The following is a 21,020-nucleotide window of genomic DNA, read 5'->3' on the forward strand; positions in this document are numbered from 1 at the left end:
GGGGGAAGGCGGTTAGAGCTGGCGGCCCAGGGACAGTGGTCCGGCGCGGTGTCCGGTGACCTTGCGGACGAGGTCAGCAACCACATCCCGGTCTTCGAGGGGGGCGATGCCGATCAGGTTGGCGAACGCCGCCTCGGCCCCGAGTACGGCCTCGACCTTCTGGAAGGCCAGCAGTTCGCGCAGCTGGGGCGCCCATCCGACCTCGCCCTTGTCCTGAAGCCGAGCCAGGTTCCGGGCGATGGTCACCGCCTTAGGGCGGATCTTGAGCGCTTCGGCGAGGTCGTAGTCGGAACCAACCTGGATCTGCACGGAAAACCGGGAGGCCAGCGCCTCGGTCAACACGGCACCGTGAACGCCAGGGTTGTGCCCGGCAATCACGTAGAACCCCTCGGCGGCGGTGATCGTCTCGCCCTTGTGCGCCTTGACCTGGATCTGCCGCCGCCCGTCCATCGCGGGATACAGGGCAGCCAGCACCTTGGGCGAGATCAGCGTCGCGTCATCAACCAGCAGCGCACGCCCCTCCTGCATGGCAGTGACCAGAGGGCCGTAGACGAACTCGTATCCGCCGCCTTCGCGCTGGGTGTATTCGCCGATCAGGTCGGCGACTTCGGTGTCACCGTCTCCGGCCAGAGTGATCAGATCGGGGAAGGCCGCCTCGATCACCGAGGTCTTGCCGGTACCCGGGGGCCCGTACAACAGCACCGGCACCCCTGCCCTTCGCAGGTTGCGCAGCGCCTCCACATCCGGCATCTGAGCCAACTCGCGCGGGTGGTACTGCATCCCGTTAGGCCGCGTGATCGGCACGGGCCTGCCGCTCTTGGCCCCGGTCGGAGCAGGTGCGGAAGCGGAAGGGGGCGAAGGCTTGCGCTGCTGCGCCGCGTCGGCCGCCGGGGGTGCGGCAGGCTTGGAGCCCGTACCGCAACGTCCGCGCTGACGCTGTGCGGACGAGGTGACGGTTGCTGTCTGCGCTGCGGCGGCCGTCGCGCCATTGGCCTGGTAGGTGCGGGGATCGGTGGCGACCCGCACAGCCTCGCCCCGGGCCACCAGCTTCTCCAGCGCATTCCCGATGGCACCGCCGGAGTTGCCCAACGTCCGAACCACCTCCCCTACGGTGAAGTGCCGTTGAGAACCGTCGGCCAGCACTCGCGCCACCCGGGCCCGCAGTTCCCCGGGCCGTGCCTTCCCGGCGGGGGCGGATCCTGCGTTCGGGGCCGGAACGGCGGAAGCAGTGGCGGAAGTAGGGGCAGGGGCGGCGGTTTTCGGCATGGCGGTACCTCCGTACGGCGCAACAGGACTTCGAACCAGTGGTGATCAGGGGGAAGCGCGGCGGAGCAGTACGGCTCGACGCCCACGCCCCAGGGAACTCAGATGAGGCGGCTGCAGCCGGGGGCAGCCCAGGGCCGGGCAGTGGACTGCCCCCGGTAGAAAGGGGCTCAGCCGATGCGGCTGTCGGTGGTGCTCGGGCCCGACGGCTCCGGGGCCAGTGGCAGCGGCGACTCCCGTGTCATCAGCCACTCATCCGCCGCCTCCTCCGTAGGGAAGGCGCCTTCGCGCACTGTGTACGACTCGAAAGACGGGTCGACCTGTTCGAGAAAGACCCGGTAGGGCAGTTCCGCCGAGTCGGGGTGGCCGTCGTGCATCAGGACGCTGACCTCGACGCCGTCCCGAAAGCTGCCAGGATTGTCGGTGTAGTGGTCCAGCAGCGTGTACCGGCCTACCGGGCTGTAGCGCAGTTGGTCTTCCAGCCGTGATGTCAGGGCATCCGCCGGGCGTGCACCCGGGAATTGGTCCGGCTTGACCGCACCGGCGGGGCAGCCTTCCGAAAGCAGCCAGTTCAGCGCCAGCGGCTCAGTGGGCAGGCGCTTGACGTCGATGGTGAACGTACGCCCGCTGAGATCACGCACGATGTGCATGGCCACGTACTCAGCCGCGCCCGGGACGTCTTCCCAGATGGCCGCCCTGTCGTAGCACAGCAGGTAGGTGTCACGGCCGTTGGCGGTGTGGTGCGCAGCCAACACTGCGTACATGTCGTCGTTGAGCGTGATGGCGACGAAGTCCCATCCCACGGATTCCGACTCCGGCTCGAAGCCGTCAACGCGGTAGTCCGGCGCACCAAAGCCCGTGCCCGGCGTGGCTGCGGCAATCTGCGTGTTCATCGAAGTACCTCCCACAGATACACTTCTCCCGTCACCGCTTTTCACGCGGTCAATTAACGGGGATTTCCGTTTCCTGTTTTCCAGGAACACAACGACCGTAACTCGCCCCCGCCGCACGCTCAAGCAATACCCCGGCTGCGAATCGCTCCTATTTCTGCGAATTCACGACGCCTTGCTGGGGGAATTCACCTGTCTACGACTCGAAGTGTCGTCCCACGCGCCCGGCACGACAGTTTCCAAGGAATCGCGGCTGTTTTGGAGTCACACGATCGGCTGATGCGGCGCAGCACAACGGCGCAGCACAACGGCGCAGCACAACGGCGCAGCACAACGGCGCAGCACAACGGCGCAGCACAACGGCGCAGCACAACGGCGCAGCACAACGGCGCAGCACAACGGCACCCGGCTTCGCCGTGGTGCCGCCTCCGGCTCGGTGACAGGCACGACGGAGGACCGGAGAGAGGTAGCTGGCCTTCAGGAAAAGGAGAAGCAACGGAGCGGTGATGCGGCATGCCTGCAATCCGCGCCGGCGCGTGCGCCGTTCCGAGAGATCGGGATGCTTGTCTGCACCGATATACAGTCGGGCTCGCTCAGGGGTGGCTCGTTGGGGGTCTGACCTGCCCAAAGGGGGCGGGGAGGGGCGTCGTTTCCAAGGACGACGCCCGTCTCGACGCCCGATGTGGTCACCGTCTCGACAGTCGCGGCGCCTCGGGCGGTGTTTCATCGCCTCGGCCGCTGATGCGCGTAGCGCGAGGACGGGAGCGGGCACCGGCTGTACCAGCTCTGGTACGTGGAGGCGACGCTTCGGGACGGGCTGTGATCAGTGCGCGGGTGGCTGCGTCGGGTTCCAGGCCCAGCTCGGCGAGGTGGCGCGTGAGTCTTTGGTATGCGTGGTGGGCGGCTTCCCTGCGCCCCGCTGCCTGATTGAGGCGGATGGAATGCTGATACAGAGCTTCCGTGTCGGGGTGCAGACTGATCAGCCGGTCCAGAAGATCGAGCACGATTTGCCTGTCGTGCCGAGAATTGCTTCTCTCGGCTTGGCGTGCTGCCCGGATCACGGCGTCCGCCGCCTGCCGGGCGAGGCTCTCCCGGATCCCGTCTGCCCATACCGGGTCGATCCCCTGACAGAATGGACCGCGGTAATCATCCAGAATATCCCGCACAGCGATAATACAGCCGTCCCCGTCAGCGGTCGACAATTTTCTAATTTTCGCCCGAAAGTTCGCGATATCCGTTTCAATAAATCCGGGGTTGAGCCTGTGGAATTCTCCCTTGAGGTGGATGAATTCCGCATGGGGGAGCCCGGTGGCTGCGCGGAGAGTCCGGCGCACAGAGCGGCGGAGGTTCTTCAGTTCCTTGGCGTGTTGTTCGGCTCCGCCAGCCAGGCGCAGGTTGTCAGCGATGTCGCGGGCGAGGAGTCCGGCTGGATGTGAGGCGAGCAGGGCGAGGAATTCCCGTGCTTCCATCCGTAGATGACTGGCGATGGGCTCGTCGCTCCCGCGTGCGAAGAGGGTGACTGGGCCCAGGAGTTGCAGCCGGACCGGGGCTGTCTGGCCGGGCTGTTCAGCAGCCTCGCCGGGTGCGGAGCGAACGGGCTCCGCTTGCTCCTGGCCTGCTTCGCCGCTATCGGGCGTGTGCGAGGAGTCAGCCGGCGCCTCGCCGTTGTCACCGTCGTCCTCCTCAGCCGCATCCTCGCCATCGCGCTCGGCAGGTCCTTTGGCGGTGCCTTCCCGGCCCGCTTCGCTCTGCTGGCGAGGTGGGCGTCCCTGCGCTCCGGAAAGCAGCGTCGAGATCTCTTGGCCAGCGTCTTCGGTCAGGCGGAAGATCCGCAGTGGGCTCTTCCGGGCGTGTGCGTTGCTGGTTGCTGCGATGGTTGCCGTCCCGTCGTGGTCGATGTGCCAGCGGGCGGCTTGAGAAAGCGGAACGTCCAAGGTGAGGATACCCAGGGCCCCGGAGGAGGCTTGTTCGGCCAGGGCTGCCAGCTCGGCGGCGTCCTGCCCGGATACCTGATCAGTGATCAGAAGCAGTGTGCCCGGCCCATGGGACTGACAGGTCGGCGAGTCGTCGGCCAGGGGGTGGTGCTCTCCTTGGTGGTCCTGCTGCGGATCAAGGCCGTTGTTCCGGCGGGCGTGGGCGAGGAGGTGTTCCTGGCCTGCCTGGATCACGTCGTCGAGGTCCGCTGCCTGGATCAGGGCACGAACATCGGGCGGGAGGGTGGGCAGGAGCCGGACGGCGAGGTTCCGGGGCAGGGCCGCTGTGACGCGGGGTGGCTGCGGGCGCTGGCGTTCGGCCGCTGTGAGGATGCTGATCAGCAAGGCGCGAAGGGCGGGCTCGGCCCCCGGTCCGGTCCATGTGCAGAGGCGGGCCGCGGCGAGTTCCTCCAGCGTGACCTCTACATCATCCCGGGTGCCGAGGGCGACGACATGGTTGGCCTGCGGTGGTGGAGGCGGGGTGCGGCGGGTGAGCAGATCGCCTGTACCGGGCGGGGTGCGACGGGTGAGCAGATCGTCTGTACCGGGCGGGGTGCGGGCCAGGTCAGCCTCTCGTGCCGCCTGGGTTGCCTGCTGTACGACGGTCGCGAGATTCTCCGGCTGCTCCGCCCCCTCATGTGCGACCTCTGGATCGCTGAGAGCGCGGCGGCGCTGATGAAGGCGGTACAGGCGTAGTGCGGCCAGGAGTCCGGCTGCCGTGGTGATGCCGATGACCCCGGCTTCCCCGACGCTGATCGCCGCAGATCCGTGAGGAGCCGGGCGTACATCCACCCGTTGGTGCTCGTCTGCCTTCTCGTGCTGCCTGTGGTCCTCGTCCAGCGTCGGCTTGTGGGCCTGTGGTTCGGCATCGGGGCCCGGCACAGAGGTTGCCGGAGGAGTCGCCTTCGACGGCGGCGAAGCCTCCCCGGACGACGAGGAGTCGGCTGTCGGCGTAGGGATACGCAGGAGCCAGCCGGGCTGAAGGCGGTTGGGGTCTGTTAGGCGTTGGCCGTCTGGTTGAAGGCGGTCGCGATTGGCGGCGAAGATGCGCGGCCATTTCACCGAGTCCCCCAGGTGCTTGTGGGCGACGTCCCACAAGCAATCGCCTTCGGCGACCGTGTACTCGATGTACTTCTGGTCGGTGCGTGCCTCCTCCTGCCCGCTGCGATCAGTGCGGTCGTCATCGGTCAGCCGTACCGGTGCTGGGGACCCTGGATGGTACGGAGCGCTGAGGGCGGCCTGGGTACCCATATGTTCTGCGGCAGTGTGTTGCCGGGCCATGGCCGCCTGGGGGCGCCATACGGTCATCAGCGCCACGACCAGGGTGCCGACGCACAGCGCGGCAACGGAGCCCTTGAACGACACCTTGGCCAGGTGCTCGTGGTGCGCTGCCCGATCCCGTACGAGGTGGGGCAGGTGGGTGGCATACCACCAGGACTCGCGAATGAAGCTCATCGCGAAGGCGGCCCAGCATGCCCATCCGGCCAGTGACAGAAGGTCGAGTGCGAGGGGGTCGGTGAGCGGCTGTCCCAGTCTGTCGGCCAAGTCGCTCAGGGAGTTCACGCTGGAGGGCCAGGGGATGCCGTTGGCGTGCCAGAGCACGTGGGGCACTCCGGCTAGGAGGGCAGTCGTCACGGCTCCGGTCGCCAGAGCGGTGATGGCGGCGGAGGCCCTTCGCTGTGGGGCGGTTGGTTTCATGGCCTGGTTCGCCCTTCTCGCCGTCTCGTCCGGCTCGCTAGTGGGGGGAGGTGGCGCGTTGGGCGTGCGCGGTCGCACTCGCCCGTGCGGTCAGGGTCTGCTTGCCGATGAGCTTGAGGATCTGGGTGGGCTGGCGATGGGTGATGTGGACGGTGACCTTGTCCCGTCGTGCACTCACTGTGCAGCTGTCGCCGCTGGAGGCGACGTAGCGTCGCGCGTCGGCTTCGGCCTGGGCGGTGCGCAGTCGGACCTCGCCGTTGCGCAGATGGTGGACGTCGACCTGTTGGGCTCCTGTGCGGGCGGCTTCTTGTGCGACGTCCTGGGCGCGCGCGGCGGCGGCCAGGGCCAGGCCGCCGTCGATCACGATGCCCGCGAACAGCCACAGCACCACCACACCACCGGCCACGGCGACGACCACCTGTCCCCGGTCGTCTCGCCCGCCTTCCCGAAGGCGGCGCAGCCCGGTGGAGCAGCGGCGAGGGAGCTTGATCATGTCGTGCTCCGGTATGCGTCAACAGGCGAGACGGCGTTTCCGCGAAGCTCGATGCTTCCGGGCATGCGGGTCTTCGAAAGGTCCGAGAGATCCGCAGTGCACGTCACCTTCACAGTGACAGCCCTTCCGGGCTTCAGCCCTCCGGTGGCCACGGTTACCTGCGGGTGAGTGCACGAGGTCCGGGCATCGCGCAGAGCTGCTTCGGCGGCCCGTTGCGCTGCGCTGCGGGCCGCCGTCTCGGTGCGGGGAATGGAGGCGGCGCGGGCGGCTTGGTGCGCCGCGTCGCCCACGATCAGGCGCGTGTCGGCGAGGCGCCCCAACCCGACCGCGACCAGCCCGAGCAGGACGATCAGGGGAACGAGCAGGACAAATTCCACCGTGCTCGTTCCCCCATCGCCTTCCGACGCGGGGCCGAGCAGACGCCACGTCTGGGGTCGGTTCGTGTCGCGGTGCTGACCAGCTGACGGCTTCACGGCTGGTCGTCCTCGGGTTGGGTGACGCGTTCGACCGGTCCCTCGGCGGCGCCGGAGGCGCGCAGTTTCAGCACGGGCACGGCCTGCAACACGCCTCCGGTCACCCGAGCGCGGACGCGGGTCGCTGAACGCGTCACGCTCACCTGCGGGCTGGCGAGGATCCGCCCAGCCAGGGTGTTGATGCGGTGCCTGGCCTGTGCCTGGCCGATGGCGGCGCTGGCATGCTGGGGCCGGGCGGCTGCCAGGGCATCCTGCGCGATGTACTGCGCAATGTGCTGTGCGTGCCAGGCCAGCGCGAACTGCACCGCCAGCAGCCCAGTCAGAATCAACAGCGGGAAAAAAACCACGAGTTGCGTGGTGACTGCGCCTCGGTCCTCATGCAGGGTGCGAGCAAGACGGTCCACGTCTCAGCCCAGGTCGATGCCGTTGGCCCGACCCAGGACCTTTGATGTGATCACACCCAGCGCGCCGATAGCGAGAAGCGCCAGGAGCGCTGTTACCACGATGGTCTCCGTGGTGTAGCCGTCGTCGCGGCGGATCTTATGGCGCAGTGTCGCAACGTGGTCCCGGGAGGCGATGCGGCGGCAGAAGCGGGTGAAGTGGCGCATGTGGTGCTCTTTCGTCGTGCAGTACGGCAGGTGGGAAGGATGGGGGCGTTGGCCGGTTAGGTAACGGCGAGGACGTGCGCGAGCGCCGGGTAGCCGATCAGCAGGAGAAAGGCGGCGAACAGTCCGACCAAGGGGAGGGACATCTGCTCGGTGGCCGCTTGCGCGGTCCCGTCGGCTTCGCTGAGGCGGCGCCTGCGCATTGCTCGTGCTTTCGCCGTCAGCGAGGCACGGATCTTGGCCCCTTCGCTGCCGGCCAGATCCAGCGTGGAGGCCAGCTCGACGAGGTCGGTCACGCCGAGGGTCCGGCCGAGGTCCGCCAGGTGGGGCCAGGGGTTGGTACGGGTCAGCTCCGCGACGTGCAAGGCGTGCCTCACCTTGCTTGCGGCCCAGCCCTGCGGTGCAGCAACGGCTTGTGCGAGGGCTTGTTGGACTCCTGCGCCGCCCGCCAGGCCGATCACGGTCAAATCGAGGATGACGGCCAGGACGTGCCGCATCTCGCGACGTCGTTCCTCTGCCTGCTTGCGCACTGTGAGGTCGGGCGTGAAGAACAACAGCACCGCGAGGGCGAGGGACCCGGACAAGGGCATCCACCAGCCGCCGGCCTGTGCTCCTCCTCCGAGGGTGAACAGGGCGGCGACCATCCACGGCGTGAGGAGTCCTGCCATGGCGCACGTGGCCTTGCCTGCCAGGTGCGCGTCGACGTCCGTCCCGCAGACTGCGAGGTCGCTGCGCAACTCATCGGTGGGGAATCCCAGTGCGCGCACCAGGGGGACGGCTCGCTTGCCCAGCCGGGTGGCCCACTCCCCTTCCTCAGTAGACGGGGTCGTTTCGGCCGCTGCTGGGGTTTCTATGGTCGCCAAGACCTGCGTCAGGGCGACGCGGGGTGGGCGCAGGCCGAGGGTGAGGGCGATGATTCCGGCGCCGAACAGCGCCCCGAGAATGGGGATGATCACTCGGCGCCTCCCGCGTTCGCCACGGCGCGTGAGGGGGAGATGAGGCGTACGGGCTCTTCGATATGGCTGATCATGCTCATCCAGGTGAAGGACAGGGCGAACAGTGCACCGACCGTGGCCAGCACCGCCTGTCCGGTGAGGGTGTCGAAGGGGGCGAGGTAGGGGCGGTTGAAGACCGTGAGCCCCGCGGCCATGCCGAGAGTGACGGTGACGGTCACCCGCACCCCGGTGCGGATACTGGCCCGTCCGGCGTCAATCCGCTGGCGCATCGCGACCTGCTCGCGCACCGAGTCGGCCAACTCTCCCAGCAGAGCGGCGAGCTGGCTGGCCTGCTTGCGCGCAGCCATCACCAGGGCAGTAACCACGACATCGGCGACCGGGTCATCGACCTGGTGGGCAAAGCCTTCCAGGGCTTCGGGCAGCGGTTGCCCCTCGCGGACAGCCAAGGCAAGTGCGCGCAATTCCCCTTCCAGCGCGGTCGGCGGGATGTCGCAGGTCGCGAGGATGGTCTGCTCCATCCCAGCCGCAGCCGAGAGCGTGTCACGCAGCATCTCCGTCCACGTCGCCAACGCCTCAAGCCGCTCCGTTCGGCGCCTGGCCTGAGCATCTGGGCCGAGGAGTCCGGGCAGGGTCACCGCGCCAATGGCCACAAGCAGCCCGGCGACCGGCCATTCCGTCAACGCTGCGGTCACCGTTCCGCCGAGCACGGCCAGAACGAGGCGGCGGCGACTGCGCCAGCCTGCCGGGATCCCTCGTGCGACCTGTCGCCACCCGCCAGACCTCCCGCCGTCGTCCACCGCATCGGCCCGGGCCCGCATGCCACGTGCCATAGCGACGGCTCCCACTCCGAACGCCGCCCCGAGCACGGCGGTCATGGCCCCGAGGGTGGCGTCCATCGGCAGAATGTTCATCGCCGCGCCTCCCATCCGGCAGCGGCCAGCTCGGCAGCGGTTTCCGCACGGAGCGGGGCCGCAGGCACACCCCGCCGGTCAGGGCCGGGCCGATACACCTCGTTGGAGATGATCTGCGCGCCATCCGCATCCACGACCTCCCGCACCGAGTCCACGCAGCGCCGCCCGCTGGCATCCCAGCCGAGATGGACGACGAAGTGCACGGCCGAGGCCACCATCAAGTTCGTCGCTTCCAGAGAGAGACGCTCCGGCGACTGGGCCGCGTACGCGGCCAGCTTGGTGAACACCCCGCGCGATGTGGAGGCGTGGATGGTCGAGAGCGAGCCGTCGTTGCCCTGCGACATCGCATTGCACATCGGGATGACCTCACTGCCGCGGATCTCGCCGACAATGACCCTGTCGGGAGTCATCCGCAGACCCCAGCGCACCAGCTCCGCCTGATCGACGGCACCGGCACCCTCGATATTCGGCTCGCGGGCCTGCATCGCGACCACGTTCGGATGGGCGGCGGCATCAGCGTCCAAGCCGAGTTCGAACGTGTCCTCGATGGTCACGAGCCGCTCATGCGGCGGGATCTCGGAAGCAAGGGCGCGGAGCACCGTGGTCTTGCCGACGTTGGTGCCTCCCCCGACGATGATGTTCTTGCGCGCCCTCACCAGCGCCGCCAGAAACCCGGCCAGGCCCTCGTCACACACGCCCAGCCGGACCAAGTCGGCCATGGTGGCGTGCTTGAGGCGATGCCTGCGGATCGACAGCGACACCCGATCGGTGACCGCCATGACCGCGAACAGGCGCGAACCATCGGCGAGCTGAAGATTCAGGCGCGGCACACCACGGTCGAAGCGCCGCTCCTCCCCCTCCGTCCGGGCAGCCAGCGTCCGCAGACGCTCGATCAGCTCCGCGTCCGAGGACGCCACGGGCGAAGAGCGATACCAGGTGCCGCGTGCGTCGCGGACCCAGACGGTGTCGCAGCCGTTCACGCAGATGTTCTCCACGTTCTCGTCGGACAGCAGGCGCTCAAGAGCTCCTGTGCCGAGGAGGGCGTCGGTGACGCTCTGGACGATCTCCCGCTCGACTGTGGGGTCCATCGCGCGCCCGCCTCGTGCGAGTGCTTCCCTTCGCTGCTGCCCGAGTTCTTCGGCAAGTAGCTGGCTGATGGTGTGCTGGCGTTGTTGTTCGTTCTCAGGCGGCAGACCGGCGGCTTCGCGCTCGTGCGCGTATTCGGCCAGGCGGGCAGTGACGCGTTGCTGTACCGCAGCAGCGAGCCCTGACACGTTTGCTGCGTCCGTAGCAGTACGGGTGGTGACGGTCACCGGATGCTCCTCTCCCTCAGCACCTCGGCCAGGGACTCGGCGCGGGAGGGGCCGCCCTGTCCTGCTTTGACCAACCGCTCGGCCAGCTCCCGCGCTGTCCTGAGCAATGGGGAAGTACGGAACCCCTCGGCCTGGAGTCGCCCATGCCGTGTGCCGCCGAGCACGCCGGCACCCTTCGCATCCCACGGGAGACGCATCACGTTCTCGACCTCCAACGCCGCGCTCACCTCGCTCGGCGCGTACGGGCACTCCCCCAGCACGCACAGCGTCAGCCGACCCGCGACCCGCGCCAGATCCGACACCTGGGCATAGACATGGGCCAATGCATCGGCTCCCCCTCGGGTGACGAGCAGCACCTCATCAGCCGCGCCGGCCAACTCCTGCGACTCGGGAGTGAGGCGTCCCAGGTCGAGCAGGGCACTGCCGTAGTCCTTCGCCTCACCGCGCAGCACCCGCAACCCGCCGTCACCGCCGAGCAGCCGAACAGCCTCTGTACACGGCCCTCTCCCACTGGGGGCCAGCACCGCCCGCACCCCGACCGGCAGATCGCGCACTGCCCCCAGCAGCGACCCAGGCTGCGGCTGCCCCACAACAGCGGCCACATCCAGCAGCCCCGGGCTGTGCGGCAGCCCGAAACGGGCGGCCAGATCGCCGCCCCACACACCGGTCTCAACCACTACCGGCCGCACCCCGCCGTCGGCCTCCTGAGGCCAAGCGGCTGCCAGCGCCAGCGCCGTGGTCGTCACCCCGGGGGCACCGGCGATCGAAGCCATGGCGATCAACCGGCGCATCAGGGTGCCTCCCTACTGTTCGCCGGGAGAACCACCAGCCGCGGGTGCGCAATCTGTGTGGCGCGGCGAGCTGCCGCTGTCGCGACCAGCACCCGGACCTCGCGCACTCCCCCGGCGGCTTTCGGAGCTCTCGTTCCTGCCACGGTCCCCACCACCGCGCTCGGCAGCTCCTCGGTGGACTCCTCGTCCTCGTCACCGGCTGGTGCTTCGTCCTTTGGCCCAGGTAGGACCGCGACTCGGTCGCCACGCGCCAAGTCCGAGGGCGCTGCTGCGGCTTCGAGCGCGAGCGTGACCTGGGAGCTTCCCTTCGGCGGGAAGGCGGCAGAGCCACCGACCATGCCCGGCGCCAACAGCGAGCCAGCCACCAACGGCACCCGCGCCTGCTTCCCCAACGCTTCAGCGCGGCGCTCAACCGGAATCACACCCGAATCAGCCGCGACCTGCACGATCCGCAGGTCCTTCGCAGTCAGCACCTTGCCCGCCGGAACATCCTTCGCCAGCACCAATACGTCCGCGCGCTCACCGACAGCCGACACGATCCAGGTGAAACCAACCGCCGAGACCAGCACCGCACTGGCCCCACCCCACACCCAGCCCATGCGCCGACGCCGGGCACCAGCCACCGGCGCAGACTTCTGCCCCAACCCGCCTGAACGCGCTCCGGGAATGCCCATCCCCGCGCGCTTAGGCGGTGAAGAAGACAAGGAGGTACCCACAACACACCTCACAAAAAGAAAGTTGATTCCAGCGCCGCACGGCTTCCCGAGCGGGCCTCTTCAAGAAGTCAGGCGGTGACGACCGCCTGAACCTCATCCACCGACAGCGACCGCTCCGCGGTCATCGCCATACCGGGCACCACCCCGGACTCCCCAGCCCCGTGCCAGGAAACATCCCAGGTCACCCGCACCTTGACGCGATATTTCCCGCCGGGTTCGGACAACGATGCCCGCCTGTAGGTATGGCCACAGTCCGGCGACGACGACTCCGCACCGAACCGAGCCGCATACGGCGTTCCCTGCCCACGGCACACCACCGACGCGCCATCCCCCATGGACCACACCGCCTTTCGCGGCCTCGCCGTCGCCGTCACCGTCACCCCATCGACGGACGCTGTCTCCGACACCGACTCCCACGACGACGCCCCCACCCACATCCACGTCGGCACATGAACCACCTGCGTGAAATCCTCATCCGGGCTCGTCCGAATCACCGGCCTCGGCAACCGGAGTTGCTCCACCGCGTCCTGCGCCACCTCAGCCGCCGACACCTTCCGCTTCGCCTCGCCCTCCTTTGTCCTCGGGTGCTTCTCGGCACCCGGAGGCACATGGAACGGCGCCATCCCGCCACGTATCCCGCCGAAGCCATGACTGGAGTTCAGGTCTGGCATCTCCCACCCTGGGTCGCCAGCAGCCCCCCGAGCGGGGCGAGCAGGCACAGGTTTCGGGGCAGACACCGACGGCTTGCTCTCACCGCCCCTGGCTGGGGAGCCGGCCTTCCCCGCGCGGACCGCACAGCCCCCAGAAGCACAGGTCACCCCGCCGAACCACCCATTCCCCTCCTCCGCCTTCGCAGGCTCTTCGAGAAGGGGGACGAGCAAGAGACCTGCGAGCACGGGCGCCACGCCCCGGCTCACGCAGGGACGCATGTACCCGGTCAGCACGACCCACCCTCATGCATGTAAAGGCGTGACACCTTCCAAGCACCATCGCTGCGCTTGACCGTGGCATCGGCCTTGAAGTGACTTCCGGGGTTGTTGTCCTCCGGCTCACCGCTGAGCTTGTAATTCAGCCAGTGCGTACCGTCGACACAATCCCGGATTACGACCTCGCCGCTCTTCGCAGAAACGATCTCCGGGTGCGGTCGGGGGGTCCCCTTGACGACACGTTTGGCCTTCTTGGCATTGCGGAGGCCGTACTTCATCAACTGGAGAGCGCCGCCCTCGGCGTGGTCATCGAGGAGTTTGGAGGAGGCGTCCGACGTCTTCGACGCCTGGGTGAGGTCCCCCCACATCGCCCGGTAGGCAGACAGCGCTTCCCGGTGCTCCGAATTCGCGCTAGGGGACGCGGTTTCCGATGCGGACTGTCCCGGCAGCGGCTCAGGCTCCGATGGGCCATCCGAACAGCCAGCCGTCAGCAACGCCGTGCCCAGCACGACAACCAACGCCATCCGGCGCCTCGGGGAACGTGTCTGAGCCACGCACACTCCTCATGACTTTGTGGGCCCGCCGAAGAACGCACTGTAGCGACACCGGGCAACACTTGACCACTCTTTGTAATCAACCGGGTACGGAGCGAACGATTCCGGCCTGTCACACACTCGTGACGAGACATCGGCCAAGTGCTTACGTTCCCCGCCCGGGACAACGTCTCCGGCTGAATCGCTGGGCAGGGTCCCGTCCCGTATCGACGCGTTGGGCCCTCTTCGCAGCACACGAAGAGGGCCTTGAGGCTGAATCGGTCTACGTGACCGGCGCTTCCGGGGACGGTGAGCGCGACACCGAACTCACCGTCTCCGGGCGGTTCACGGGCCGATAGCGCCGACTACGAACCAGGCAACTTTCGTCTCCCCCGTCCGGCAAAACCCCCACCCACCGCCGGTCAGCTGGTGAACCACCTGCAACCCTCGGCCCCGCTCTCCCAGCAAGCTCAGTAGCGAGTCCAGCCCACCGCCACGGCTCTCCTCCTCGGGGAGAAAGAGAGGGTTGGGCGGGAACTGAGGGAGCTTTGGCAACCGGGGATCGCTGTCCTCAACCTCACAGACCCACTCCGACAAGATGGGTTGGAGCCGGACCTCGTACGGTCCGCAGGCATGCTCGGCCGCGTTCGCCACCAGCTCCGACAGCGCAAGCTGCGCATCCTCCCGCGCCTCTTCCCCAACGCCGAGACGGGCTAGTGCTTCGCCCAGCGCGAGACGGGCTTCTGCGGTAGGGAACTGCGTCCTCTCATTCCAGCGGTAGACCACGATGCCGCGGGCCGGGGCACTCACCGCGCCCTCCATCGGGCTGCGTGGCGACCGCCGCCACGCCGATGTCGACCAGGCCCAGGCTCCAAACATGTCCGCACAGGCACATACGCGAACGGCGCGCTTCCCAGTGCGACAAATGCGATCAGTAGACAGGCGGTGAAGGTCAGGGACGACATCGGGCACCTCCCGGCGAATCGCCAATCGGGTCACGACGACGACACCGCCGAGCGGTACAAGAGCGGAATTGCAACCCACCGAACGGGGGACACGCCTCCCCGGCGCCCCTTCAAGACCCCCGGCTTGACCTGCAGGCTTCACTTGATGTTGCGGACCGGTCAGTCGCACGCTCCCAAAGGGTGCTTGTCGCCCCATTTCGACGTCGCCCTCTCGAACGACTCCGGGAGTCAGCTAACGGCACGGTGGCGCCCCCTCCCGGGACCGGACTTACACCGGCTGGCTGCCCTGAGCTTGGCGTCCGGTTACCTTCCCTCCACCTCTTTCAAGCTGGGGCGACGCCCGAACTCCTGGACGTACATGCGTATGCAGAAACGGGTTTACCAGGAGGGGCATCGCAGAGCCCTGCGACCGGACATCGGCTCGACGTAATCCGGTAGACCGCGAACGGCAACACCGTCGGCACCCGCTCCATGCCGCGCGCTTCCGGCGCGCGCCCCTCTATCGAGACCGACTCCGCAGCGCGCCCGCGGGAGTTCGGGAGCCAGAACTACTGCACGGGCTGGGCGAGGTGTACCCGAGTGTGGCGAGTCCCTCAAGGTCCCCTTCGGGGACGTGGGGGGCTTCTGGCCGGGTGCGAAGACCTTCTTGGCCATGTTGGCCGCCGTCGTCACTCCCACCAGCCCCGCAAACCCCACCCGCGAGGAACAAAGCTGGCTGCTGGCGGCCCGCAGCCGTGACCGCGACGAGGCGCTTCGGTGCCGCACAGGGCGGACGGCGGTGTCCAGCACGAGTGCGCGGCATGGGCCGACTCATGCACCACAGCGCCCCAAGCCGCCGGGCTGCCCTCGTGCATGTACGAGCGTCCCGGTGCGGTCGAGGGTCATTTGCTACGAGCGCTCGTAGGAGGGTTCCTGCTGCCTCTCGGTGGGGTCTTCTGGGTGTTCACGAGTGCCGTGGGGTGGGGTGGGCGGACCGGCGTGGAGTAGCCGCCTCACGTGGGGCGGCTGAGCCCCTGGGAACGGTCCGATGCCGTGGTGCGCGGCAGTGACCTGGGGCCCGTAAGGGCGGATGAAAGTACATGCCGAAGTCGTGTCTTGCAACGCCGGGTGGCCGTCCGTAGAGTCTTAAGAGTCAGTATGCATCTCGTGGTTCGCCCGCCTGGCACTGACAAAAAGGGGCCCGCCCGGCTAGCACCAAGCGGACCCCGGAAGCAGTTCACGGGCCCGGTCGCATAGCAAGAGACCGGGCCCGCTGCGTTAGCAGCGGTTTCCGGTCGCGGCCGACCCGTTGCGGCGTGTGCCGCTGAACTACTTCACTGCGGTGAGGATGACGCGGGCGATGGCCTCAAGGGCCAGGATGAAGATCTCCCACCGGTCGCGGCGGCGGTTGAGCTTCTTGTCCTGCTCGTCGTCGTTCACCTTCTCTCACCTCCCCCCTTGCCGCTGGCCGTCGTTGGCCATTGCGACTTGCCGTCAAACTTGTGTTCCTTGACGGCAAGTTGATGTAGAGGAGGTGGAGCAGGTACAAGCTTATCGCCGGATTCGCCTGAGCCAACCCCCCTCCCGACCAGCGCTTATTCAGCACATTGGTTGCGTGGCCCCATCGAAGCCCTTTCGCGCATCTATCGTTCTCGACATACGCTTCGGTGTCGTGGCACCCTGCTTCCATGGCATCAATTCGCCTCACCCGTCCGACCCTTGAGGTGCTCAAGGTGTTGTTGGCGGCGACTGACGATGACCCCGCATGGGGGTTGAAGATCTGTGAGCAGGCCGATCTGGGGTCCGGCACTGTGTACCCGATCCTGGACCGGCTGACGGAGCACGGCTGGATCGAAGCAAGGGAGGAGACAGGGCCGCATCCGGGGCGGCCGGCACGCCGGTATTACGAGCTGACGGGTGCTGGTCGAGCGAGCGCGCTCCAGGCGGTGCAGGAGCGGAAGGCTCGGCGTGCGCGCCGGTTCGGCCTGGCGGGAGGTGCGGCGTGACCGATCGGCTTCCGCGGCTTCCTTTTGCAGGAGACCTTGACCGGGAGGCATGGACCTTCCTGGAGAAGGCCACGTGTCGGCAATTGCTCGAGGCCAGTGACTCGCCCGACGGTCATCGACGGGTTCAGTACACCTTCGAGATCAACCCTGAGCGGGCGGCGCGGCTTCTGGAGAATTTCGGGCCGCTGTTGGACAACTACCGGCTGGACCAGTTCAGCCTCACCATCCCAGCGGGGCTTGCTGCGGACATCGAAACCTCAGAGCCCGGCATTCTGAGGGCTACTACTCAGCGGCCTGGCCGCGTCAACCGGGTGCCCCCTCGACGCAGCACTTCGTTTGCTGCTCGGTTGGCTGGTCGTCACCGGCTTCACCTGCGAAATGAGTGGGCGGCGTTGTTGGCTGGTGAGGACGGCCGAGGACTTCCTCGCGGTCGGCGGATCCGTTTGGTGTCCGGGTTCCTTCTCGCTGCCCTGCGGATGCGCACGCACGACCTCCTGGGCTTCGCGTGGCGTCCGGTGGATTGGCTGCTGTCGACAGAGTCACGCACGAACGCGTTGATCACCGGTTCGGTGGGCAGCTTGGTGATCTACATCCAAGCGACTGACGGCTTCCACGTCCTGGTGACGGATGGCTGGGAGCCGTGTGCGCTGCTGGGCGGTGGGTTGTTTGTGCTCGCTCGGTGGCTGCGCAGGATGCGCGGTATCGAGCTGGCTGGCCGGGCGGCGGGCGAGGAGTAACCGCAGCTGAGATGACGAAGCCCTCACCGTCGTGGTGGGGGCTTTCGTGATGCTGTCAGCCGCGCGTCTGCCGGATGCGCTGTGGGCAGATCCACCTCGCCCCAAGGATGCGCCGCATGGGGGTTGCCGGGTGGTCGGGGCACCTGGGCGGGCTGCTGGCCACGGACGGGGTGGTGGGCCGGTGGAGGTATGGCTGGGCCCATTTGCGCCCGTCGGACGTGGTCGGGAGGGTCGAGTGGTCGCATGGGGCCGGGTTCACTCGGTCGGGTTGCGGGGCCTCGTCGTGCTCCCGAGTCAGGGGCGGCTTGGGCGGAGTGCGGGTCCGTCGGTGCTTCATCTTGACGCTTGTCAAAGTCCTCTCCGCGTGCGCGGAGATGGTCCGCCGTATCCGCTGTTGCAGTACTAGGCGGTGACCCGTACGCGATGCGTGGTCGGGTTGCTGCCCATGCCAGTGACGCTAGATCGGCTGTCGGACAGCCCCGGTGAGCCCCGCCTTGGACGGTGCCCTTACCTACCGTTCGGGCTGGAGGCTCAGCCACCCCAATTCCTTACCTGCCTGCGAATCGTGTGGTCGCTTAAACGTAGTGCCGCAGCGAGTTGGGTGCGCAGCTCGTTGGGGAGCTGCCCCGCTCCGAGTGCGCATGCCTCTACGAGGTGTCGGCAGTTCTGCTGCTGTTGATCGGTGGCGAGAGAGGTGAACAAGGGGTGTGTCAGGTTCTCGCGGGCGGCGTATCCGTCGGTGAGCTTGGTCGCCCGATGGTGCAGTTCGTTGACGACGCGGCGCGCGGCGGGTTCCTCGGCGGTGTTGATGACATCCAGGATCGCCAGTCCGAGCCGAGTGTTGAAGACGGTCATGCCGCGTTCGGGCTCCAGTTCGGTGTAGGTGTCCGCCAGGCTGTGGAGGTGGCGGTCGATCGGTTGCCCGGCAATGCGACGGCGTAGAGCAGTGAGGCATGCTGTGACGGCCTGCTCCCATGGTTCGCCGGGGTCGGTGTTCTCAAGGAGAGCTGCGGCGTGGGTCGGATCGTCCGCGGCGAGGGCTGCGAGGACGGCGACTTGTCGGCCGTCGAGCATTCGCTTGCCCACGCCGCGGTGTTCCTCGATGTGCGCCAGCGCCTCGTCCCAGCGGCCTTGGGTGGTGAGGGTGCGCGTGCCGTCAGCGAGAAGGACTCGCCATAGCCAGGCGCGGACCTCCTTGCGGTCTTCCCGTGTCGCGGTGAGGTGTACGGGAACGACAACGTCATCGAATTGCGCGGACATGCCTGTGCTGACGGCTTGATACAGGGTGAGGAGGCGCTGTCGGCCGTCGTCGGTGTTCCCGGCACGGATTTGCAGGCGGGCCAGGTTGACGACAGGTTCCAGTCCGCGGATGGCACTCATGGCGGGCAGAGGGCAGGCGTGGAGGTAGGCGTCGGCGTGCTGGTGGCACATCTCGCGAGCGAGTTCGGGGAGTTTGAGGTCGGATGCGATGAGCGCCGACTGGTTGTAAACGGCCGAGGCAAGTCCTTGATCTTCCTTGCGCGCCGCGGTGTCGGCGAGGTCGACCAGCGCGTGCACGCGCTCGGGCAGCGGGACGCAGGCGGGGCGGAAGCGGGCGACGAGCGGGAATCGCTGGGCTATGGGTCCGTACGGGTCCATGGTTCCCCCGGTGGTGGGAGGAAGGGTGAAAGTGGTGCCCGCCGCTCGTGCTCCGGCGGGCACCGTAGGGGTCACTGCCAGTCAACGACGATGCGGTTGAGCGGGGTGTCGATGGCGAAGAGGCCGGGGCGCTGCTCGATCGCCGGGGCGTCGATAGGCTGGATCTCGAACGTGGCCTCCCGTGCGCGGAAGTCGTGGTCCCAGGTGCGGATCAGGTCGGCGACCTTCGCGGCCAGCTCGTCGCTGCCGGGCCCGTGGCCGATGACGCCGAATTCCCAGAGTTTGCCGCCCTCGGGGGTCTTCTTCTCCGACAGGCGGCGGGCGAGGTAGGTGATGGCGCCCTTGTCGACGGCCACGGTGGAGGAGGGGTAGGGGTCCTCGGTGAGGACGGTGCCTTTGGCTTCCTTCGGGAACAGCATCCGGATCATACCGCTGGGCAGGGAGCAGGAGAGGAACAACTCCATCCACTCCGGGGACTCCATCGCCCGGACCATCATGCCGGTCCACTCTTCGGTGCGCGGCTGGTCCAGAACGCCGGCCAGCGCGTCAGCGTCGATGTGCTGCGTTGCGGGGGCCTGGAGTCGTACGGTGCCGTCGGAGCTGAGCGGGATGATGCGGCGGTCGTCGTCGGCGATGCCATGCCTGAGCGGCATGAAAGTGTTCATCTTGCTGCTGATGGACACCCACCGGCCGTCGTGGTGCTCGTAGGCGATGGAGCGGGCCACGCTGCCCTTGAGGCGCTGCGGGACCAGGAGCCGTCCTCCGGGGGCCAGTTGCTGCATCCAGGCGTGCGGGACGCCGTGTGCGCCAACGGTGGCGATGATCCGGTGATACAGGGCGCCCTCGGTGTGACCGATCGCCCCGTCGCGGGTCAGGGCCTCGACGTTGGTGACTCCGGCTGCGGCGAGGTGCGCGCGGGCGCCTTCCACCAGGTCATCGTCGACGTCGATGGTGGTGACGTGACCGGTCTCGCCGACCAGGTAGGCGAGCAAGGCAGCGTTGTAACCGGTGCCGGCTCCGAGTTCAAGGATGCGCTCGCCGGGCTGGACCTCCAGTTGATCCAGCATGAGGGCGACGACTCCCGGCTGGGATGCGCACGAGAGGGACGTACCGTTGGTGTCGTACTTGATGTTGACCGGCGCGTTGGCGTACGCCTCCTCAAGCGTCGCGTCGGGCACGAACACGTGTCGTTCGACGTTGCGCAGCGCGTTCTCGACAGCGGGGGTGCGGGCGTACCCGGATTCGCGGATCTTGTCGACCAAGGTGTTGCGAAGGCGTTCGGCGTCGGCCTCGTGGGTGGTGAGCGTGTCGGTGTGCACCGCGCTGACGCTATCGGTCTCCGCCGTGGCATCGGAGGGCGACGCGGTGCTGTCACTCGATCCCATGACTACCTCTCGTGCAATGTGGGAAATGGCGTGCTGGTCGTCTCGATGGAGACCGGCGCGATTGGCGTGAAAGATGGCGTGGTGGGCGATAACGGCTCGCAGACCACGGGTGAGCCCGCCGTGGGCGGCGAGGTCGGCGAGTGTGGTTCCGGCTCGATCGAAGGCCGCCACCCACTCTGCGTGCCCGTCGAGAGGGCCGTCGGGGCGGCACAGGCTGTGGACATCGGTGGTCATCAGCTTGCGCATGGCCGGGATATGAGCGGTGGTCTTCTCCCGGGTGAGCGGTTCGGTGGTGGCCCGGCGGAGCTCGGCGACCTTGGACCAGACGTCGCCCTGCTCGAACCAGTCCAAACCCGCGGCGCGCATCATGCAGCTGAGCAAAAGAACCGCAGTCTCTCGGCCCCCCAGCCGCCTGGGGCCGGGCTCATAGGCGAGCAGGTGGCGGCTGTCCTCGTGGAACAGATCGTGGGCGGCATCCATGGCCCTGGTGCCGCCAAACGCCGTGGTCTCCGGTTCGTAGATACCTGACGTCCACGAGAGAGCAGAGCCGTCGGCAACGAGGGCGCTGAGCGTCGACTCCACCAGCAAGGACGGCTCGGATGCCCGGTATCGCAGCGGCCAGGGCTGTTTGTTCATGAACCACCAGCCGGTGAGCTGCCCCGCGTCTTCGGCCCCGAGCAGGGCGGGGCCGAGTCGTGCGGCGATGACGCGCTTGGCTGTCTCGCGGTCGGCGAAGGTGACGTAGTGCTGGTGCCAGTCCGGGGGCATG

19 protein-coding genes are annotated in these 21,020 nt (G+C 67.7%); 2 read left to right on the forward strand and 17 right to left on the reverse strand.

Annotated features, from left to right (window positions below):
• Window positions 1-12: 12 nt before the first annotated feature.
• From ACQEU8_RS33240 to ACQEU8_RS33310, 15 genes are all read right to left on the reverse strand, one after another.
• Window positions 13-1,152, reverse strand: coding sequence for an AAA family ATPase (locus ACQEU8_RS33240; RefSeq protein WP_433108896.1), 1,140 nt, complete (start codon window positions 1,150-1,152; stop codon window positions 13-15).
• Between the two features lie 281 nt (window positions 1,153-1,433).
• Window positions 1,434-2,156, reverse strand: a complete 723-nt coding sequence (locus tag ACQEU8_RS33245; protein ID WP_433107737.1) for a hypothetical protein — start codon at window positions 2,154-2,156, stop codon at window positions 1,434-1,436.
• A 683-nt stretch (window positions 2,157-2,839) separates the two neighbouring features.
• A complete protein-coding gene (locus tag ACQEU8_RS33250) occupies window positions 2,840-5,728 on the reverse strand; it encodes a BTAD domain-containing putative transcriptional regulator (protein ID WP_433107739.1) in 2,889 nt (962 codons plus the stop codon).
• A gap of 133 nt (window positions 5,729-5,861) precedes the next feature.
• On the reverse strand, window positions 5,862-6,317 hold the full coding sequence (locus tag ACQEU8_RS33255; RefSeq protein ID WP_433107741.1) for a pilus assembly protein TadG-related protein: 456 nt from the start codon (window positions 6,315-6,317) through the stop codon (window positions 5,862-5,864).
• Complete coding sequence (locus ACQEU8_RS33260; protein WP_433107743.1) at window positions 6,314-6,694, reverse strand: TadE/TadG family type IV pilus assembly protein; 381 nt, start codon at window positions 6,692-6,694, stop codon at window positions 6,314-6,316. Before ACQEU8_RS33260 ends, ACQEU8_RS33255 begins: the two co-directional genes overlap by 4 nt.
• Before the next feature lie 92 nt (window positions 6,695-6,786).
• Complete coding sequence (locus ACQEU8_RS33265) at window positions 6,787-7,194, reverse strand: TadE/TadG family type IV pilus assembly protein (protein WP_433107745.1); 408 nt, start codon at window positions 7,192-7,194, stop codon at window positions 6,787-6,789.
• Window positions 7,195-7,197: 3 nt separating this feature from the next.
• Complete coding sequence (locus tag ACQEU8_RS33270) at window positions 7,198-7,398, reverse strand: hypothetical protein (protein WP_433107747.1); 201 nt, start codon at window positions 7,396-7,398, stop codon at window positions 7,198-7,200.
• 56 nt (window positions 7,399-7,454) lie between these two features.
• Window positions 7,455-8,351: a type II secretion system F family protein gene (locus ACQEU8_RS33275; protein ID WP_433107749.1), complete on the reverse strand. Its 897-nt coding sequence runs from the start codon at window positions 8,349-8,351 to the stop codon at window positions 7,455-7,457.
• Window positions 8,348-9,226, reverse strand: a complete 879-nt coding sequence (locus tag ACQEU8_RS33280) for a type II secretion system F family protein (protein WP_433107751.1) — start codon at window positions 9,224-9,226, stop codon at window positions 8,348-8,350. The genes ACQEU8_RS33275 and ACQEU8_RS33280 overlap by 4 nt, the downstream gene beginning before the upstream one ends.
• A 32-nt stretch (window positions 9,227-9,258) precedes the next feature.
• Entirely contained in the window at window positions 9,259-10,350 is a 1,092-nt protein-coding gene (locus tag ACQEU8_RS33285; RefSeq protein WP_433108898.1) for a CpaF family protein, read from the reverse strand.
• Between the two features lie 221 nt (window positions 10,351-10,571).
• Window positions 10,572-11,366 carry a MinD/ParA family ATP-binding protein gene (locus ACQEU8_RS33290; RefSeq protein ID WP_433107753.1) on the reverse strand — a complete coding sequence of 265 codons (795 nt, stop codon included), beginning with the start codon at window positions 11,364-11,366 and terminating at the stop codon, window positions 10,572-10,574.
• Window positions 11,366-11,935, reverse strand: coding sequence for an SAF domain-containing protein (locus ACQEU8_RS33295; protein WP_433107755.1), 570 nt, complete (start codon window positions 11,933-11,935; stop codon window positions 11,366-11,368). The genes ACQEU8_RS33290 and ACQEU8_RS33295 overlap by 1 nt, the downstream gene beginning before the upstream one ends.
• Window positions 11,936-12,150: 215 nt before the next feature.
• Entirely contained in the window at window positions 12,151-12,753 is a 603-nt protein-coding gene (locus tag ACQEU8_RS33300; RefSeq protein WP_433107757.1) for a hypothetical protein, read from the reverse strand.
• Between the two features lie 266 nt (window positions 12,754-13,019).
• On the reverse strand, window positions 13,020-13,562 hold the full coding sequence (locus ACQEU8_RS33305; protein WP_433107759.1) for a hypothetical protein: 543 nt from the start codon (window positions 13,560-13,562) through the stop codon (window positions 13,020-13,022).
• Between the two features lie 324 nt (window positions 13,563-13,886).
• On the reverse strand, window positions 13,887-14,702 hold the full coding sequence (locus tag ACQEU8_RS33310; RefSeq protein ID WP_433107761.1) for an ATP-binding protein: 816 nt from the start codon (window positions 14,700-14,702) through the stop codon (window positions 13,887-13,889).
• A gap of 1,471 nt (window positions 14,703-16,173) precedes the next feature.
• On the opposite strand from ACQEU8_RS33310, the gene ACQEU8_RS33315 reads away from it, so the two are divergent.
• On the forward strand, window positions 16,174-16,491 hold the full coding sequence (locus ACQEU8_RS33315) for a PadR family transcriptional regulator (protein ID WP_433107763.1): 318 nt from the start codon (window positions 16,174-16,176) through the stop codon (window positions 16,489-16,491).
• On the forward strand, window positions 16,488-17,228 hold the full coding sequence (locus ACQEU8_RS33320; protein WP_433107765.1) for a hypothetical protein: 741 nt from the start codon (window positions 16,488-16,490) through the stop codon (window positions 17,226-17,228). Before ACQEU8_RS33315 ends, ACQEU8_RS33320 begins: the two co-directional genes overlap by 4 nt.
• Window positions 17,229-17,759: 531 nt before the next feature.
• Here the strand turns inward: ACQEU8_RS33320 and ACQEU8_RS33325 are convergent.
• Complete coding sequence (locus ACQEU8_RS33325; RefSeq protein ID WP_433107767.1) at window positions 17,760-18,866, reverse strand: hypothetical protein; 1,107 nt, start codon at window positions 18,864-18,866, stop codon at window positions 17,760-17,762.
• A 71-nt stretch (window positions 18,867-18,937) separates the two neighbouring features.
• On the reverse strand, window positions 18,938-21,019 hold the full coding sequence (fxlM, locus tag ACQEU8_RS33330) for a methyltransferase, FxLD system (RefSeq protein ID WP_433107769.1): 2,082 nt from the start codon (window positions 21,017-21,019) through the stop codon (window positions 18,938-18,940).
• Window position 21,020 lies beyond the last annotated feature (1 nt).

Source organism: Streptomyces sp. CA-250714 (genome assembly GCF_050936705.1).
Classification (GTDB): domain Bacteria; phylum Actinomycetota; class Actinomycetes; order Streptomycetales; family Streptomycetaceae; genus Streptomyces.